Below are 17,798 nucleotides of genomic sequence, written 5' to 3'. Positions count from 1 at the left end.
AGGAGGTTCATTCATGTACGCAGTTGTAGAAACTGGCGGTAAACAATACCGTGTAGAAAAAGATAGTGTATTATACATTGAAAAACTAGATGTTCAAGAAGGCGAAACGGTAACTTTTGATAAAGTGTTGCTTGTAAACAAAGATGGCGAAACCGTTGTAGGTAAGCCATATGTTGAAGGTGCAAAAGTCACTGCAAAAGCAGTTAAACACGGTCGTGGCAAAAAAATCGTCGTGTTTAAATATAAACCTAAGAAAAACTATAAAAGAAAACAAGGACATCGTCAGCCATTCACTCAAGTTGTGATTGAAAACATCGAGGCTTAATGGTTAGGATCTTAATAGAGCGAGACCAAGAAGGACAAGTGAAACGGGTCTCAATTAAGGGTCATGCTGGTTATGCTGAACCAGGGCGCGATATCGTTTGTGCTGCGATTTCAGGTATATCAATTGGCATGGTTAATGCCATTGAAAAACTGACGGGTGTACAGGTACATTCAGATCTTGATCATGAAGGAAAGATGAATTGTCAGATTCCTGCAAATGTGAATGACCCTAAAGTAATTGATCAGATCCATTTGCTCCTTGAAGCGATGATTTTATCACTTGAACAAGTGGCTGATGAAGCTCCGGACTTTGTGAAAATAAAAGAAAAGCGTAAATAACTTTAGAAAGAGGTGATTTCTATGTTGAAAATGAATCTACAATATTTTGCATCGAAAAAAGGAGTAGGTTCTACCAAGAACGGTCGTGACAGCATCTCCAAACGATTGGGTGTGAAACGTGGGGACGGACAATTCGTATTGGCTGGTAACATTCTCGTTCGTCAACGTGGAACCAAAATTCATCCAGGTGCTGGAGTAGGCCGTGGTGGAGATGATACTCTCTTTGCAAAAGTAGACGGTGTTGTACGTTTCGAACGTTTTGGACGTAACAAAAAACGTGTATCTGTATACCCAGTAGCACAAGTACAAGCTGCAGCAGCTCAAGCTTAATGAATGAAGAAAAAACCGTTAGCAAGTAAAAGGCTAGCGGTTTTTTCTATTTTTCAAGATAAATGAAGCATGCTTAAAATGTAATGTTTAATATCCGGTAATGACTGATAAAACCAGCTTTCTCGATAGCTCTCTTTGAGGCTATATTTTCAAAAGTACAAGAGCAGATGGGCTTATAGCCTAGGTTATAACAATGGTTTTTTAACTGAATAAGAATGTAGGTACCGATGCCCATCTTCCGATAGTTTTTGGCAACAATCATCCCAAGATCTGCATAAGGCTTTTGTTTCTGACTGATAATACATTCGCCAGTCCCTAAGATTTTCTGATGATCACGTAAAACAAATAATTGACTTTGATTAATTAAACGTTCGACAAATGGTGGTATCCAGTCTTGATTCCCTTCTGTATTTTCTTCATAAAACCTAACTACTTCTTCTAACTCTTCTTTTTTCGCTTGCTTAAAGATCGTATCTTTGAGTTGAGGAAATGATAACTCTCTCATTTGTGAATCTCTAAATAAATAGCTATGAATAGAGAGATTTCGATGAAAATCGAGACATAGAGATAAATAGAAAGGCTCTAGAGTGCTTACAATAGCACGCTTGATCCCTTCTTTCTTCAAAATAAATGGAAAAATACCTTGCGCAAAAGATTGGTATGCTTCTGTAAGATAAAATTGTAGCAGACAGTTTGTGGAGTCGATACAAAAATATCCGGCTATATGTCCTTCATATTTGATTTTCCAATAGGTAGCATGAGCGATGATAGAACTTTCCCACATTCCATCCATTGGCGCAACAAGAGTATGAAGATATTGACCTCTTAAATCTTGTATTTCGTCGAGAGACTCAGGTTGATGATATTCAATATGCATATTAATCCCTTTCATTCTACTTGTTTTTTAAAACTCTTGGCGTAATACATGTGTTAGTATATCGATCAAGTAAGCTTTCTCCCCCCATATTATCTACTTAAAAGCCCGTAATGAGATTTCAAGACTTTGACCAAATTCTAAAGCGTGATTCGCCTAAATGTACAGTTCATTTAAATTGACTAAGTAAGGTTCACACCAGAATATCAATCACCTTTTTAAAGCTGATAGGGTAAAAGTGATATATGGTATATAAGTCCAAAATTTATTATATTTCAAAATGGACTTAAAAGAAAAGATGACTTTTGATCTGATAGCGAGAAAGTAATATATCAAAGAGATAAAGGATAGGAGAGAAGGGTGTGTAGACATTGAAGAAATTTTTATTTAATAACAGTCATGTGTTTATTCCATTCATGATTACTTTAGGGTGTTGGGTAATTCAGCCTTGGGGAATGATCGGAAGTATATTTTTTTGCGCAATAGGAATATGTACGTTTTTTGTAGGAATTAACTTTTACCAAAAGAGATTATTTCAATTCATGGAGGTAAGCGAAGCTGAAAAAACCAAAGAATTATTAAGTAAACAACGTCATGATTGGCTAAATCACGTTCAAGTATTGATGGGGTATCAAATGATGAAAAAGAATGACCAAATTGGATACTATCTACAAAAACTAGTGACAGATGCCAATCGGGAGCGGATTATTTCGAATATTTGTTATGCTCCATTGGCTGTGTTTTTGTTGACATTGAGTGTAAAATATAAAGAATGGGAATGGGAAGTTTCTCTTGCTGATTCATTTGAAATAACAGATGATAAAGAGGCGAAGCGCCTTTTAGATCTGATGAAACAAATTATTCATTGGCTACAAAAACAAGGAATGGATTATCTTGAGTGGACGAAGATAAAAGTGATGCTATCTCAAGATGGAAGGACGTTTTCGATCAAGTGGACGTTAGCTGATGAAGAAGGTAAAACTATCCCTCTAGATGTTCCACAAGCAGAATGGCAAGAACTCGAACAACAAATTCAAAAAAATGGAGCTGAACTATTCTCAGAAAAAGCACATCAAGGGATGTTTTTACGATATGTAAGTTAGTACATATAGGTGGTGACACAGCATGTTTGTTGACATAGTTAAAGTATTTGCTAAGGGAGGCGATGGCGGAAACGGGATGGTAGCTTTTCGCCGAGAGAAATATGTTCCCTACGGTGGCCCAGCTGGAGGAGATGGAGGCCGTGGAGGTGATGTGATTTTTGAGGTTGATGAGGGCTTACGAACTTTGATGGATTTTCGCTATCAAAAAGAGTTTAAAGCTAGTAATGGAGAAAATGGGCGTTCCAAAGCACAGCATGGAGCGAATGCAGAACCAAAAGTGATTAAGGTTCCACCAGGAACTACGATTAAAGATGTGGAAACCGGAGAATGGATCGCTGACTTAACCAAGCAAGGTGAGCGAGCGATTATTGCTCGAGGAGGGCGAGGGGGTCGAGGGAATATGCGTTTCGCGACTCCTGTAAATCCTGCCCCCCATATTGCGGAAAATGGGGAGCCAGGAGAGGAACGCTGGATAGAACTTGAATTAAAGCTACTAGCAGATGTAGGTCTTATCGGATACCCAAGTGTTGGGAAATCAACTTTATTATCAGTAGTTTCCAAAGCCCGACCTAAAATTGGAGCGTATCACTTTACTACCCTTGTACCTAACCTTGGGGTTGTACGAATAGAAGATGGTCGTAGCTTTGTGATGGCTGACTTACCAGGACTGATCGAAGGAGCACATCAAGGAGTCGGTCTGGGACACCAATTTTTACGCCATGTAGAACGTACAAAAGTATTAGTTCATGTGATTGATATGGCCGGATCTGAAGGACGGGACCCCTATGAAGATTTTAAGCAGATTAATGAAGAAATCAAACTTTATCGGCAAGATTTAGAAAATCGTCCCCAAATCATTGCTGCTAATAAAATGGATCTACCCGATGCGGAAGATTATTTGGAAATGTTCAAGGAACAAGCCGGTCCAGACCTTCCTATTTATCCGATTTCAGCGGCAACTCATCAAGGAATGAAGGAGTTGCTTTATGCGGTTGCTGATTTATTGGATCAAGTGGAAAAAGAACAAGCAAGCTTACCAGTCATTGACCAAGCAGAACTGGAAGAGCGTAAAGTATATCGGAGTAAAGTAGAAGAACCCGCTTTTACGATTCGACGTGAAAATGAAATCTTTGTCATTGAAGGAAAACGTGTGGAAAAATTAGTACAAATGACCAATTTTAACTATCATGATAGTGTTCTGCGTTTTAGTCGTAAGCTTAAAGAGATGGGAGTGGAAGATGCTCTAAGAGAACGTGGAGCGAAAGAAGGGGATCTTGTACAAATTGGTGAGTTAGAATTTGAGTTCACCGAATCCGTGGATTATGAGTAAAAAAGCCGAAGACTTACAAGGTTTTATCAAAGTAAGTCTTCGGCTTGTTCTTATTTGAGATGATGTTCTTCGATGATTTGCTGGAGTAGCTTATGGCTTCCTGCCTCGACAAGACGATATGTTTCATTAAAATCTCCAGTGTACCAAGGATCAGGTACTTTTTCATATTCAAGATCAGGTGTAAAATCGACAAAGCGATAGATTTTCGCTTTTCCTTGCTTTTGGAGTTGTCTTAAAGAGGCAATATTTTTATCATCCATACCGATTATATAATCAAATTGGTCGAAGTCAGTTAATTGGACTTGTCTAGCTCGCATGCCTTCATGGGAGATACCTTTTTCTTGAAGTTTTAATCGTGTACCTTGATGAGGAGGCTCACCAATATGCCAATCTCCAGTTCCTGCTGAATCAATTTGGATCTGGTCGGAAAGTCCAGCTTTACTTACATGATACCGAAAAACCGCTTCAGCCATTGGAGAACGGCAAATATTACCTAAGCAAACAAATAATACGGAAACCATATGGATTACTTCTCCTTCTTCTGTAATCAGAACTCTCTTAGAATATCTTAACATAGTAAAAAACAAATAAAAAACTATTGCATCATTTATTCGTCTAGTTGTAAAATGTCCGTTATAAGAAAACATTTGACTGTATATGGAGGACAATTTGGTATGTCAGAAGATCTGTTTGTATTAGTCCGTTTAAACATGTTGCCAGAGGCGATTCAAAAAACATTGGAAGCTAAGAGGTTACTAGAAACGGGGACTGTTGTCACTGTTCAAGAGGCAGTGGATCAAGTTGAATTAAGTCGCAGTTCGTTTTATAAGTATAAGGATAGTGTATTTCCTTTTAATAAAATGGTCAAAGAAAAAATAATTACTTTGTCTATGGTCTTAGAACATAGAGCAGGTGTATTATCAAGTGTATTGGGGTATTTGGCTCAGAATGAGGCGAGTGTACTCACGATTCACCAGACAATTCCACTCAATGGTCAAGCAACTGTTTCGATGTCAGTTGATACAGTACATTTAAATAAAGAATTAGAAAAAGTTGTACAAGGACTCAAACAGCTAAGAGGAGTCCATCGTGCTATGGTAATTAGTAGTGGAGAAACTCCATAGAGTGTTACGTTAAAAAACCTTTCTCCATCTATATCGGGAGTGAAATGTTTTTATATGGAATAGGTGTAATCTCTCCTTAAAACAAAAGATCTTGCAAGATAAGGGGCTAATAAAATGATTGAAACGATTGGCTATTTAGGGCCAGCAGGAACCTTTACACATGAGGCAACTCAATGGTTATTTCATGAGGGGAATGATGAGCTAGTCGCTTATTCTTCCATTCCTGATGTTATTAGTGCTGTGGATCAGGGCATTTGCGATAAAGGTGTTGTTCCTGTTGAAAATGCCATTGAAGGAACCGTGAACTCTACCTTGGATTGGTTAATTCATCAAGTGGATGTGCCTATTATTGGTGAGCTCGTGTATCCTATTTCCCAATGTTTACTCGTACATCCACTACATGCCAGACGACCGTCCTCGGAATTTACCAAGATCTTATCACACCCACAAGCGATTGCGCAGTCTCAATTACGACTTCGCAAGGAGTTTTCTGGAAGTAAGTGGGTTTTTACAGACAGTACAGCTCAAGCGGCACAAATGGTTTATGAAAATCCAGAAGAGTATTGGATTGCTGTAGGCCCCAAGAAGTCAGGAGAAATATTTGGGCTTCATCTGTTAGAGAGCAATATTCAAGATCATGCTAATAATATGACACGTTTTATTGTATTGGGTAAACAAGAGAAAAAGTGGTTGCATTTGGCACCCAAAAGAATGAAAACAAGTATGCAGGTAATGTTAGATTCAGACTTCCCGGGAGCGCTCTATCAAGTGCTTGCCGCTTTCTCTTGGCGAAAAATCAATTTATGTCATATCGAATCACGTCCTACGAAAACCGGACTCGGAAACTATTACTTTTTAGTTGATGCAGAAATACAAAAAGATCATGTCCTACTACAAGGAGCGATCGGGGAAATCGAAGCTCTTGGTTGTCAGGTGCGAATATTGGGATCATATCCTTGCTTTGCGTATGAACTAACAAGTCATATAGGAAGTTGATTTATCTATATTTTGTAAAAAACAGGCATCTTTCTTTTGATAGAAAGGTGCCTGTTTTCTTTGATGTGATGATATGATCTAAATCTAGGCTAAAATATCACGTCTGGTAAAACTAACAAAAGCAATAATCAATGAAACAAGAGACCAAACAGCTAAAACGGTTAATGAAAATGGTAGGTTCATTCCCTCGACCAAAATCGGATTGCCTGCGAGGTAGTCTGTAAGATTCAAGTTAATAAAAGCAATATATTTTAATTCATGCCAATTGGGGGCTACTTGAGACAGTAAGGTTCCAGCGACCACTGCTGCAAGCATTGCGCCCATACTTGCGGCGGTGCCACGGACTAAAACAGAGACCATAAACGTGATAGTTCCAACTGCAATGGCTGAAAACCAGGCAAGTCCATACGCCATTAAAATATATTTCCATTGGGGTACCATATGAACGTTCTCTGTTAACAAATGTTCATTTTCCATCTGGAATCCTGTTAGGACAGGCATATCCCAGCCTCGATAGCCAAAGATAATTCCAGAGATTAGATAGCTTAAAATGGCTGTGATTAGGAGTAAGAGTGAAATACTAAGTAGTAAGGAGAGATACTTACTTAATAAGATTTTCCATCGTGGAACAGGACGGGTCAGTAGTAGCTTAATAGTTCCCCCAGCATGTTCTGAAGAGACGAGATCAGCGGCCAATACAACGACTAACAATGGAATAAAAAGCTCGGTAGCCTGCTCGATAAACTTTCTCATAAAAGTTGGTGATCCGGGTGTAGTTGGGTTAATATCATGATCCAAATAGTATTGTTGTTGTTTGATATTAAGACGAATATATTCCTTCCATTCAGGTGCGATTCGACTGGAAGAAAGTCGATTCTGTTGATCAATAATTTGTTGTTGTAGAATAGCTCGCCAATCTGAGGTACCTAGTTGTTTCATCGCTGAATCCACCGCTTGATATTGTGCATAGGTAAAGATGGGAATCAATATAAGTAAAATGAGTGTGACAACCAGCATACGTTTCTTTCGTATGATTTTAAAGAATTCATTGTATACCAAACTAACCAACTTGATTTCCCTCCGTCATTTTTAAGAAGATGTCTTCTAATGTTTGTTTATATTGTTTGATACCAGTTACATCAATATTTTTATCAATCATCTGGTGATTCACTTCTGCGATTTTCTCGGGCGGCATGTGGGTTAAAATACGAGCTTGATCGATTATTTCTACTTGAGAAACATAAGAAATCTGTTTTAGTATTTGCACACCCTTTTCAACAGGGTGAATGATCCATTCTACCTTCCGTTCTTGGTCGACGAGTTGAGTAACGCTATTCGTTTGTAGAATTTTGCCTTGGTGAATAATAGCAACTCGATCGCATAAAAGCTGTACTTCATGCAAAATATGACTAGAAATAAAAACACTAATTCCTTCTTGAGTAGCCAATTGACGGATAAATGTGCGCAATTCTCGAATTCCTGCTGGATCTAACCCATTAGTTGGCTCGTCTAAAATAAGAAGCTTGGGCTTTCCGAGTAGTGCTTGAGCTATGCCAAGACGTTGTCGCATTCCGAGAGAATAGGTTTTAACTGTATCATCAATTCGCTCTTTAAGCTCAACAAGCTCGATAACTTCATCAATTCGTTCTTGAGAAATTCCTTTAACCATCCGGGCGAAATGTTCTAAGTTTTCACGTCCGGTTAAGTAAGGATAAAGTTCTGGATTTTCAACGATACATCCCACGTGACGAATAGCTTGGAGGAAATCTTGTTGTAAATCATAACCGTCAATGATAATTTTTCCTTTGGTTGGGCGAATAAGCCCAACAAGCATACGAATGGTTGTTGTTTTACCTGCTCCATTAGGACCTAGAAAACCAAAGATTTCTCCTGCTTTGACTTGAAAAGTGATGTCATGAACAATTTCACGTTTACCAATGGTCTTTGAAAGTCCTTCTACAGATAAAACGAAGTCATCTTGATGTTTCATAACTACTTGCCTCCCCCTTCAGCTACCTGATCTAAGAGTACTTGAAGTAGACGTGTAGCCATTCGTTCATAACCTATTTCATTTGGATGAAAGTGATCTGTATATAAATATTTGCTGGGATTTAATTGGAACAGATCAAAGGTTGGAATGATTATCGCATTGTCAAATTTGGAGGTAACTTTTTGGATCGTTTCGTTCCACTGTGAAACGAGGCTGGAAGATGTTTCTTTTAGGTCGAGATCCCCAAATGGATTATATAATCCAAATATAAAAACGAGTGCCTTTGGATTTTGTTTATAAATGAGGGTTAATATCTCCTTTAAGTTTTTTTCGTATTGTTGTCTACTTTTCTCAGCAGCTTCTAAATTGATCTTTTCTAATCCACCACTTCCACGAAATAAGTCATTTCCACCAATGGTAATACTAATCCACTTTGCTTTTTGAACCATTAAAAGTACTTTATCTTGTTTCATTTGTTTTAGTAAATCGTTAGATGTTTGGCCACTAATCGCTAAGTTGACAGCACTGGACTTCCCGTGAGTGACTTTAGATAGTTGATTACGAACCATTCCAAAATAGCCAAGTCCTTTCGAGTCACCAATTCCTCTTGTTTGTGAGTCTCCTAGTCCAAGTAAGAGCCCTTCTTCGGATGAGATAGGCTGTTCTGTTTTTTTGGACTGGAAGGCGACTGTCTTTGGAGGGTACATTAAATCCCAGACTGCGAGAATAAAGCCAACCAAAAATAACATAAAAGAAGTAATTGCTAACAAATGAAAGAATGTTCTTGTTGTTTTTCTTTTCATGGTTTGCCCCTTCTTTGTAAATGAAAAATTTATATTGACAAATCAGCAAAAATTTACTCATGTACGCATAGGATATGATGAATATAAAGTTCATCGAGGGGGATTATACATGAAAATCCATATCGTTCATCCTGGGGATACACTTAGCTTCATTGTTCAAAAATACAATATTCCACTAGAACGTTTACTTGAAGCTAATCCACAAATAACAAATACAGAAAAGCTAGAGATAGGATCGAAAGTGCGTATTCCATCAGGAAAGGTACCTATTTTACCAAAGAATGAGAGCTCGGAAGAAGTGGAGTCTCATACACCTCAAGATGTTAAAAAAAATGAAACATCCGAAAACGCTGAGGTGGAACAACCAAGTACTAATAATGAAAACGACTCTGAATATGATGAATTGTACGAAGGAGTACCTGAATTTACCCGATTTTATTCGTATCATCCATTACCGATCCCTGATTATTCACAGTGGATGTCCAGCACCAAGAAACATATGGAAGATGTAGAATCATGTGATTGTACTGATTCCAAGAATTATCCATCTGACCAAGGATATATTACAGGATATCCTCCAACGAATATGATGCAAATGGAGTATCCATTTTACCCCTATCCCAAATTATATATGATGCCATATTATACTGGGTTTCCTATCCCAATTTTGGGACCATATTATTCACCAGATCCTTATTTTTATTCTTTGTCCTCACTTTATCCTATGCCACCCTATGAGCCAATCCCTATGATGAATGAAGCGACAAGCAGCGAAGGTGGGACACCCTTTGAAAAAGAAAGCTCCTCACGTGAAGCTTAACTTAGAAAGGGTAGAAAAGTGATGAATTCCCCCAGATATAAGGATATAGAAAAATTACTTCATCAATCAGTACGTGAAATTTCTTATTATCAAAGAAATTGGCTGATAAAAACAGATCGACAAGCCTGGATTGCGAAAAGAATACGTTCAGTATCCAAACATCGCTGGTGGTTACAGCTAGATACCGAGCTTCGCTTACGTGGTTTTTATCCTATGCTTCCTATCGTATCCGATCAAAAAAGATGGATGCTCACTCCTTTCATTAAAGGTAAAACATGCAATTATACAAATTTTGATGAAGTGAATCAATGTGTGGGCCTTTTAGCGCATTTTCACTACGTAGGACGTAATCTTTATACGCCGCCAATACAAGGGGCGGCTTTTCTTCTTATACATCGTTTGCATGATCGTTTAGTACAATTTTATCGTATACTCCATCAAGCTGATTCTATACCAGGTGAGCTTGGGGAAATTTTGCGAGCTTATGGGACAGATTTCTATTCATATGGGCTAAAAGCTTGGGAAAGACTAGAAGGTATTTCATTTGCAAGATTTAACTGGGATGAGTATCTAAGACAATATTTAACGCATCGAGACCTCGCAAGTCATAATTGGCTTGTTGATCAGCAAGGAAAAATATGGATGATCGATTTTGATACAGCTGCTTATGATTGTCAACTGGGAGATTTGTGGCAAATCACTACTCGTATTTTATCGAGCAATCAATGGCAGATTCAAGTTGGTAAACGAATTTTTTCGACCTATGAAGCAACCAGACCATTATCATCGATAGAAAAAAAATATTTAAGTATACTATTTTCATTTCCTAATGAATTTTATCGAGAAATGATTGGCTTAATTCAGCAAAAGCGAGGATACAAAAAAACACATTCACTTCCATATATCCACAAAATTATACTGGATCGTAAAAATTGGTTAGAATTTATCAAACACTTCTCCTCTTGGTAGATCCAAAGAGCTTGTGATATGATGAAAAATGATTTGTACCAGCTAGCTTTTGCTGGAAGGAGGCACTATTACATGAAAATAGGAATAGCGCAAGTCAGGTCTGTTTTAGGTCGGGTGGATAAAAATATAGAGATACATAAGAAGATGATTAAGCAAGCACGACAAGAGGGAGTCGATTTGTTAATTTTTCCTGAATTAAGCTTAACGGGATATAACCTCCTAGATTTAACTTTCGATGTCGCACGTAAGATGGCTGACGAAGAAATTCAATCATTAATAGCTGAAGCAAATGGAATCGATGTGGTATTTGGATTTGTAGAACAAAGTCCTGAGTACCTTTTATTTAACTCTGCGCTTTATGCAAGTGAGCAAAAGGTTCGATATATTCATCGTAAAATATACTTACCGACATATGGTATGTATGATGAAGCACGCTATTTTGGACATGGAAGCTCCATCCGCAGTTTTTCAACTCGCTTTGGACAGGTTGGTATCTTAATTTGTGAAGATGTCTGGCATATGTCAGCTCCTTATATCTTAGCACAAGATGGAGCAGAGATATTGATTGTTATGGCGAATTCCCCTGCTAAAGGTATACAAGCTGAGGGTTTAGTTACAAGAGATGCTTGGTACTCCATTATGCAAAATCATGCCGGGCAACATGGCATGTACACCCTTTTTGCCAATCGAGTTGGGGCAGAAGATGGAGTCGCCTTTTTCGGAGGATCTACAGTAGCTAATCCATTTGGTGAAATCGAAAAGACAGCTTCTTTGTTTACTGAAGAACTATTTATTACGCAGTTGGAGATGGATCAAGTTCGTCGTGCACGTTTTAAAATGCCTCTTCTTAGGGATGAAAATCTCGATTTAGTGATACGTGAACTACAAAGAATCCAGAAAAAGCGGTGTAGGGAAGGCTGATAAAAATGAAAATGGTCGAAGAACATTTAGAAAAAGCACCATTTTTAAGATTAGACGAAGAGTTAGTTACTACCATACTTACCACTACTTTACGTGAAGAAGTTGAAAAAGTAGGCTTCAACCGAGTGATTCTCGGACTATCTGGGGGCATTGACTCTGCTGTTTCACTGTATTTAGCAGTTCGGGCGTTTGGTCATGATCGGGTTATTGCTGTTCGAATGCCTTATAAAACAAGTAGTCCAGCCAGTTTAGATGATGCTCAAACAGCGATTGATGATACCAAAGTTAAGGCGCTAACATTGGATATTACTCCTCAGATCGATTCATATTTTGAAGTTAGATCAGAAGCGGATGCCCTACGTCGAGGGAATAAAATGGCACGAGAGCGGATGTCGATTTTGTATGATTTATCTGCTCATTATCAAGCATTAGTCATAGGAACGAGTAATAAAACCGAGTTATTGCTTGGCTATGGTACACAATTCGGCGATGCAGCTTCTGCGATTAATCCACTAGGTGATTTATATAAAACGCAAGTCCGTCAATTGGCGGCTTATTTAGGAGTTCCAGAACAAATCATTACAAAGCCACCCAGTGCGGATTTGTGGGAAAATCAAACAGATGAAGGGGAGCTAGGGTTTACTTACTTAGAAGTTGATTCTCTACTATATTATTTAGTAGATCAACAATATCCACGGGAGAAGCTATGCTCCCTCTTTCGTGAAGAACTAATCGATCAGGTGTTAACGCGAATTAGGAAAAATCAGTATAAAAGAGTGACTCCAGTTATATTAAAAGTAGGCAGTCGTACGATTGGACTTGACTTCCGCTACTTGCGGGACTGGGGAGTATAGAAGTGATTTCTAAGCCAGTGGTTAAATTCTTATCAGTTCCTTTTGATAGGCTAGGGATGTTTTTATATAAGTATAGCTAGGAAGTAAGGCGCGTTAAAATAGCTTCTAAATATGGAGGAGAGGTGAGGGAAGTGGCTGGACATTCAAAGTGGAAAAATATCCAGCATCGTAAGGGACGTCAGGATGCGATTCGAGGTAAATTATTCGCTAAACTTACACGTGAAATATATGTAGCTGCTCGACAAGGTGATAAAGATCCAGCGAATAATACAAAACTACGATTAGCCATTGAGAAGGCCAAAACACAAAATATGCCAAATGATAATATTGAAAGAGCAATCAAAAAAGCAGCTGGTGCAATCGATGGAGAAAACTATGAAGAGATTACTTATGAAGGTTATGGCCCTACTGGAATCGCTGTGATGGTAGAGGCTTTAACAAATAATCGTAATCGTACCGCAGCAGATCTACGTCATATTTTTTCGAAACGAGGCGGAAACTTAGGTGAATCGGGTTGTGTCTCTTGGATGTTCAACCGAAAAGGTTTATTCGTATTAGATCGTGATCAGGTAAATATGGATGAAGAAGAGTTGTTGTTACTCTCCCTAGAAAATGGGGCAGAAGATTTTGAGGCCACTGAAAAAGCGTATGAAATTACGACTACTCCAGAGCTATTTGAGGAAATGAAGAAAGTACTTGAATCGGAAGGGCTCACCTTTACAGCAGCAGAAGTGACATGGATTCCTTCCAATAAGATGTATATTCAAGGTGAAACGGTAAAACAGATGCTAGGACTCATCGAGGCACTAGAAGATCATGATGATGTCCAGAATGTATATGCAAATTTTGATGTAGACGAAGATGAGCTAGCAAAATATGCCTAAATAAAAGAACCTTGGCCAGATGGTCGAGGTTTTTTTATTTAGGCATAGTACTATTTTATTTATTTACAAAATAGTTGAATTTATCCGAAAAAACATTAAAATAGTAATAAAATACCATTCATGGAAGGTGATACATCATGTTCAATCATTTAGTAGCTACAGTTCAAATGGGCATGGCAAGGGCTGATACTTTACTGGAAAAAACCCAGTTTCGTCAAGGAGAAACCATTCGTGGATATATTAATTTAGAAGGGGGTCAAATGGAGCAAATTATTCGTGGAGTAAACATTGAGCTCGTGGTAAAAAATCGAATAGGAACAAAAGAAACCCAAACCATCTGGAGTAAAATCCAAGTTTCTGATCAGATTTGTCTTACCCCTAAAGAAACTCGCATGTTTCCTTTTTCTATCTCTTTACCAGAAGTCATGCCAATTAGTTTTTCAAATCGATTTTCTATTTATTTAAAGACCCAATTATATCTGCATCAAGCTTGTACTTTCCGCGATAATGATGTACTTGAAGTGCTACCTCATCCTTACCTAGAAACAATTTTTCAAGTCTTAACCCGGATGGGTTTTCCTTTAATCTGGATGAATACCAATTGGCTCGATTTTTCAACCACCTTCCCTTATTATCAAGAGTATAAATTTGGTATTCCTTATCCCTATCATTTTTATTTAAGTGATTTTACTATTACACATTTAGGTGAAGGGAAGTTTATTTTGCAGTTAGGAAGGCAAATAGGAGGAGTAGTAAAAGGGAAAAAGGTTCGTTTTTCTATGCAACAAAGTGATCTGGAAGATGAAGGAGAAAGACTTTATTTGTTTTTTATTAAGGTACTCGATCAATTAATTCATAAAGAGCAAGCAATTTAAATGGATAGAACAGTGGATTTGGTATGGTATTGATTAGGATAAATATACATATGATTATAAATATATTATACAATCCGAAAAAGGTTGCTTTAAAAGAAGCAACCTTTTTTCAATAACTTCAATCAATTATTGTCCATCAAACGGTTTCATTGGAGCATGAAAATCTGGTTGTCTTAGCCCTGTATAGCTGTTTTCTTCTAACTTACTTTTTTGCGTGGCTTAAATAGTTTAGATAGATTCACTTCTGCCAAGATCATCCCAAATAAAATAAGGAGACAGCCAAATGCTCCACGCCCCCCTATTTCATTTTGGTTCCAAAAATAATCCGTAAGCGCAGCAAAAACAGGCTCAAGAGCAAAGATTAATGCTACTTGGGTGGGAGAGGCATATTTTTGAATATATGTTTGCCCCAAAAATGCGAGTGCGGTGGCAAAGATCGCTGTAATAATTAAAGCTGAGATAACACTAGGATGAAGGATAATGTTTGTATTCAAAATATTTCGCCAAGGTTCGAAAAAAATAGCTGAAATACCACTAAGTAGTGCGACTGTTCCTAATTGAATCGTAACCAAATGGATCACGGATGTTTGATTTGTATATTTTCCCGTATAGACAATTTGCAAACCAAAGGAGATAGCACATAAGAAAGCAAGCAAATCACCTTGATTGATTTGATTAAAGTTTGTAAAAGCAAGTAAATAAAGCCCTGCTAAGGCAAATATAATCCCTACGATAGCAGATAATTTCGGCTTTGTTTTCAAAATGAATAGAGAAAGTATGGGAACTAGAGCGACAGATAGACCTGTTAAAAAACCGGATTTGCCAGAGGTAGTGTATAAAAGACTAAATGTTTGAAGGACATAGCCTAAAAACAAAAATGCTCCTAATAAAAAGCCGGAGCGAAAATGTATTTTTTTTAGTTCAGGTGTAAAATTTAAGGATGATTTGGTAAAAAACAAAAAGAAAAACAAAAGAATAAATGCAATTAAAAAGCGAAGGGCATTAAAGGAAAAAGGGGGCAAGGTAGTGATGGCGTCTTGGACAATTACAAAGGTAGATCCCCAGATAAAACTAATTGCTATCAGTATGAGTATAGAAAAAAATTGCTTCTGTTTCATAACGGATTCTCCCCTCATTAAGATAAGAAAAGATGTAAAATCATTTCTATTTTTATTATAAAGGCGAATCCAAAGAGCAGGGAAGATACTCTTATTTTTTGTTATTAAATTTAGTACAAGCTGTATAATTCGATGAAAAAGTTCGATTAGATCAAGGACAAAACTAAATCATGATTAGCCTCAAGTCGTTTTTATTCATGGTTTAAGTATTTTTGGTACATACTAGGCAAAGATAGGAGTGAATGAAATGCGATATTTAATAACAGGCTTACTTTTTATTAGCTTTATTCTTCTAGGATGTACTGTTAAGAAAGATCAATCGATGAACCCATTGTCTATGCAAGATCCTCGTATTACAGTGAAGGAAACAGGCTCCAAAAATACGGATCATCATAAAAATCAATTATCTCCAGCTGACGATGAGCCTATCGTACAAGAGTCGAAAAAGCTATCTCTTACAGACAAAGCCCATCAGGTGGATCAAGGAAAAAAGCAGATCATTTATCGTCAAGGTCCTTCATACTCTAAAAAAGTGGCTTTAACGTTTGATGATGGTCCTGATGATTATTACACAGTTAAAATTCTTGATATATTAAAAAGGGAAAAAGTACCAGCAACATTTTTTATTATGGGGAGAAATGCTATTAAATATCCAATTGTATTGAAGCGAATCGCTAAGGAAGGACATCTAATTGGCAATCATTCTTGGGATCATCCAGATTTTAGGAAAATTTCTCCGAAACAGATAAAATGGGAGATCAAAAATACAGAGAGATTTATACATCATCATACAGGTGTTCAACCCAGTTTATTTCGTCCTCCTTTTGGGGAGGTAAGTGAGGAGCTAAAAAACTACATTGCCAAAAGTCACTATACGATTATAAACTGGAATGTAGATACCAAAGACTGGACGGAACGACCTGCGAGTAAAATCATGACAGAAGTTCGTGAACATGTTAGTCCTGGAGCAATTATCCTTCTGCATTCAGCGGGTGGTGGGCAAAGTTTACAAGGAACTGTGGATGCTCTGCCACAAATTATTCGCTATTTACGCCAAAATGACTATGAAATCATAACAATTGATAAGCTACTGAATATTCCATCTTATGTTAATTCATTTAAATAATGAAGTATTGCACCCGTGGCTTCTGTTCTTTTGGATCATGTTATGTTAAAAAGTTCAGAAGCCTTATTATTATTTTTTGTCAGGGAAGGCAGTAAATAATTTTGAAGAGAAAGATTTTTGACCGAAAACTTGGGTTGTATGTTATAATTCTCCATGTTGCTAAAAATAACAGGAAAAGAGGGGAGCGTAAAAGAGATTCATAGGAGTCGTTATAGATAGGTTATTGATCGTAAATATAGCCAGCATAAGATTATTCTGTCTTGTCTGACGAAAGGGAAGCTAGAAATTTTTATGCCATTTTCCTTCATCACGGGGTTACCTCTTCCGAATAAGTGAAGAGGATTTTTTAAGGTTTTCACATAATAGTCAAATCATATATCATACTTTATGTTTAGAATGAAATGGTTAAGTAGATAAGAAGGAGAGGAAATAAGCGATGAGTAAAGGCACTCCAAATGAACAGTTATTAGCTAGACTAAATAAAAAATTATTACGATATCATCGTCATTTGGGATTAAATCATCAGCAGTATGTGTTATTAAATACATTTATCCAATATGATGATATTGAAGTTATTGAAGACATTACAGGATTTAAAGAGGAAAAGATTATTGCTATGTTAGAGGAAATGATGAAATCACATTTAATTGATCTGAACGAAGAAAATGAAGTTGATTTGGACCATTTATATAGTCGTTTAGAAAGAATCGAAAAAGAAATGACACCAATTAGGGACTTGCTCGTCCAAGAATATAAGAAATTCTATGAGCAACCCGAAAAGAGAACCTATGGTTTGGTTGAATTAATTCCGATGACTAAAGGAATTGGAGTTCGACTGCAAGATGGTACGATGATGTCTTTAAAACATGTACGTGAGTTAAGTAAAGAGCTATTAATCTTTGCACAATCGACTACTGATGAAGATATTAAACAAATGAATCTTCGATTTAGTAAAGAAAAAGAGCAAGGAAAAGAGAAAAAATAATAGAAAAGAGATCTAGAGTGGCACTTGAGTTTT

At 37.3% G+C, this 17,798-nt stretch carries 21 protein-coding genes; 15 read left to right on the top strand and 6 right to left on the bottom strand.

Annotated features, from left to right (window positions below; genetic code table 11):
* Positions 1-13 precede the first annotated feature (13 nt).
* Genes rplU through rpmA form a run of 3 tightly spaced genes read left to right on the top strand, consistent with a single transcriptional unit; the run spans position 14 to position 993 of the window.
* Entirely contained in the window at positions 14-325 is a 312-nt protein-coding gene (gene rplU, locus DL897_RS00935) for a 50S ribosomal protein L21 (RefSeq protein WP_113657251.1), read from the top strand.
* The gene (locus DL897_RS00930; RefSeq protein ID WP_113657250.1) at positions 325-663 is read left to right on the top strand and encodes a ribosomal-processing cysteine protease Prp; all 339 of its coding nucleotides are present in this window, start codon (positions 325-327) and stop codon (positions 661-663) included. Before rplU ends, DL897_RS00930 begins: the two co-directional genes overlap by 1 nt.
* A 21-nt stretch (positions 664-684) precedes the next feature.
* Positions 685-993, top strand: a complete 309-nt coding sequence (rpmA, locus tag DL897_RS00925; protein WP_113657249.1) for a 50S ribosomal protein L27 — start codon at positions 685-687, stop codon at positions 991-993.
* 73 nt (positions 994-1,066) lie between these two features.
* On the opposite strand, the gene DL897_RS00920 is transcribed toward rpmA, so the two are convergent.
* Positions 1,067-1,870, bottom strand: a complete 804-nt coding sequence (locus DL897_RS00920; protein ID WP_168188583.1) for a GNAT family N-acetyltransferase — start codon at positions 1,868-1,870, stop codon at positions 1,067-1,069.
* Positions 1,871-2,238: 368 nt separating this feature from the next.
* On the opposite strand from DL897_RS00920, the gene DL897_RS00915 reads away from it, so the two are divergent.
* Both DL897_RS00915 and obgE read left to right on the top strand, forming a co-directional pair.
* Positions 2,239-2,970 (top strand): Spo0B domain-containing protein, encoded by a 732-nt coding sequence (locus tag DL897_RS00915; protein ID WP_113657247.1) that lies wholly within the window; start codon positions 2,239-2,241, stop codon positions 2,968-2,970.
* Between the two features lie 22 nt (positions 2,971-2,992).
* The gene (gene obgE / locus DL897_RS00910) at positions 2,993-4,300 is read left to right on the top strand and encodes a GTPase ObgE (protein WP_113657246.1); all 1,308 of its coding nucleotides are present in this window, start codon (positions 2,993-2,995) and stop codon (positions 4,298-4,300) included.
* A gap of 50 nt (positions 4,301-4,350) precedes the next feature.
* Here obgE and DL897_RS00905 read toward each other — a convergent pair whose 3' ends face one another.
* A complete protein-coding gene (locus tag DL897_RS00905) occupies positions 4,351-4,821 on the bottom strand; it encodes a low molecular weight protein-tyrosine-phosphatase (protein WP_113657245.1) in 471 nt (156 codons plus the stop codon).
* Between the two features lie 153 nt (positions 4,822-4,974).
* Here DL897_RS00905 and DL897_RS00900 point away from each other — a divergent pair, with 153 nt between their 5' ends.
* Positions 4,975-5,424 carry an ACT domain-containing protein gene (locus tag DL897_RS00900; RefSeq protein WP_113657244.1) on the top strand — a complete coding sequence of 150 codons (450 nt, stop codon included), beginning with the start codon at positions 4,975-4,977 and terminating at the stop codon, positions 5,422-5,424.
* Between the two features lie 114 nt (positions 5,425-5,538).
* Entirely contained in the window at positions 5,539-6,420 is an 882-nt protein-coding gene (pheA, locus tag DL897_RS00895) for a prephenate dehydratase (RefSeq protein WP_113657243.1), read from the top strand.
* 84 nt (positions 6,421-6,504) lie between these two features.
* On the opposite strand, the gene DL897_RS00890 is transcribed toward pheA, so the two are convergent.
* From DL897_RS00890 to DL897_RS00880, 3 genes are read right to left on the bottom strand one after another with little or no spacing between them, the layout of a single operon-like run.
* Entirely contained in the window at positions 6,505-7,488 is a 984-nt protein-coding gene (locus DL897_RS00890; RefSeq protein WP_113657242.1) for an ABC transporter permease, read from the bottom strand.
* Entirely contained in the window at positions 7,481-8,410 is a 930-nt protein-coding gene (locus tag DL897_RS00885; protein WP_113657241.1) for an ABC transporter ATP-binding protein, read from the bottom strand. Before DL897_RS00885 ends, DL897_RS00890 begins: the two co-directional genes overlap by 8 nt.
* Before the next feature lie 2 nt (positions 8,411-8,412).
* Positions 8,413-9,213 (bottom strand): GDSL-type esterase/lipase family protein, encoded by an 801-nt coding sequence (locus DL897_RS00880; RefSeq protein ID WP_113657240.1) that lies wholly within the window; start codon positions 9,211-9,213, stop codon positions 8,413-8,415.
* Between the two features lie 109 nt (positions 9,214-9,322).
* Here DL897_RS00880 and DL897_RS00875 point away from each other — a divergent pair, with 109 nt between their 5' ends.
* From DL897_RS00875 to DL897_RS00850, 6 genes are all read left to right on the top strand, one after another.
* A complete protein-coding gene (locus tag DL897_RS00875; protein WP_168188582.1) occupies positions 9,323-10,033 on the top strand; it encodes a LysM peptidoglycan-binding domain-containing protein in 711 nt (236 codons plus the stop codon).
* A gap of 21 nt (positions 10,034-10,054) precedes the next feature.
* The gene (locus DL897_RS00870) at positions 10,055-11,002 is read left to right on the top strand and encodes a phosphotransferase (RefSeq protein WP_113657238.1); all 948 of its coding nucleotides are present in this window, start codon (positions 10,055-10,057) and stop codon (positions 11,000-11,002) included.
* 72 nt (positions 11,003-11,074) lie between these two features.
* Positions 11,075-11,923 carry a nitrilase-related carbon-nitrogen hydrolase gene (locus tag DL897_RS00865; protein ID WP_168188581.1) on the top strand — a complete coding sequence of 283 codons (849 nt, stop codon included), beginning with the start codon at positions 11,075-11,077 and terminating at the stop codon, positions 11,921-11,923.
* Positions 11,924-11,928: 5 nt separating this feature from the next.
* On the top strand, positions 11,929-12,777 hold the full coding sequence (locus tag DL897_RS00860) for an NAD+ synthase (protein ID WP_240627225.1): 849 nt from the start codon (positions 11,929-11,931) through the stop codon (positions 12,775-12,777).
* 131 nt (positions 12,778-12,908) lie between these two features.
* Positions 12,909-13,661, top strand: coding sequence for a YebC/PmpR family DNA-binding transcriptional regulator (locus DL897_RS00855; protein WP_113657236.1), 753 nt, complete (start codon positions 12,909-12,911; stop codon positions 13,659-13,661).
* Between the two features lie 137 nt (positions 13,662-13,798).
* The gene (locus tag DL897_RS00850) at positions 13,799-14,536 is read left to right on the top strand and encodes a sporulation protein (RefSeq protein ID WP_113657235.1); all 738 of its coding nucleotides are present in this window, start codon (positions 13,799-13,801) and stop codon (positions 14,534-14,536) included.
* A 197-nt stretch (positions 14,537-14,733) separates the two neighbouring features.
* Here DL897_RS00850 and DL897_RS00845 read toward each other — a convergent pair whose 3' ends face one another.
* A complete protein-coding gene (locus tag DL897_RS00845) occupies positions 14,734-15,654 on the bottom strand; it encodes a DMT family transporter (RefSeq protein WP_113657234.1) in 921 nt (306 codons plus the stop codon).
* 247 nt (positions 15,655-15,901) lie between these two features.
* On the opposite strand from DL897_RS00845, the gene DL897_RS00840 reads away from it, so the two are divergent.
* Both DL897_RS00840 and DL897_RS00835 read left to right on the top strand, forming a co-directional pair.
* A complete protein-coding gene (locus DL897_RS00840) occupies positions 15,902-16,780 on the top strand; it encodes a polysaccharide deacetylase family protein (protein WP_113657233.1) in 879 nt (292 codons plus the stop codon).
* Positions 16,781-17,216: 436 nt separating this feature from the next.
* Positions 17,217-17,765, top strand: a complete 549-nt coding sequence (locus DL897_RS00835) for a hypothetical protein (RefSeq protein ID WP_113657232.1) — start codon at positions 17,217-17,219, stop codon at positions 17,763-17,765.
* The last annotated feature ends 33 nt before the right edge of the window (positions 17,766-17,798 follow it).

Origin of the sequence: Thermoflavimicrobium daqui, from assembly GCF_003313465.1 — a bacterium.
Classification (GTDB): domain Bacteria; phylum Bacillota; class Bacilli; order Thermoactinomycetales; family Thermoactinomycetaceae; genus Thermoflavimicrobium; species Thermoflavimicrobium daqui.
This window is presented reverse-complemented; position numbering and strand designations above follow the sequence as displayed.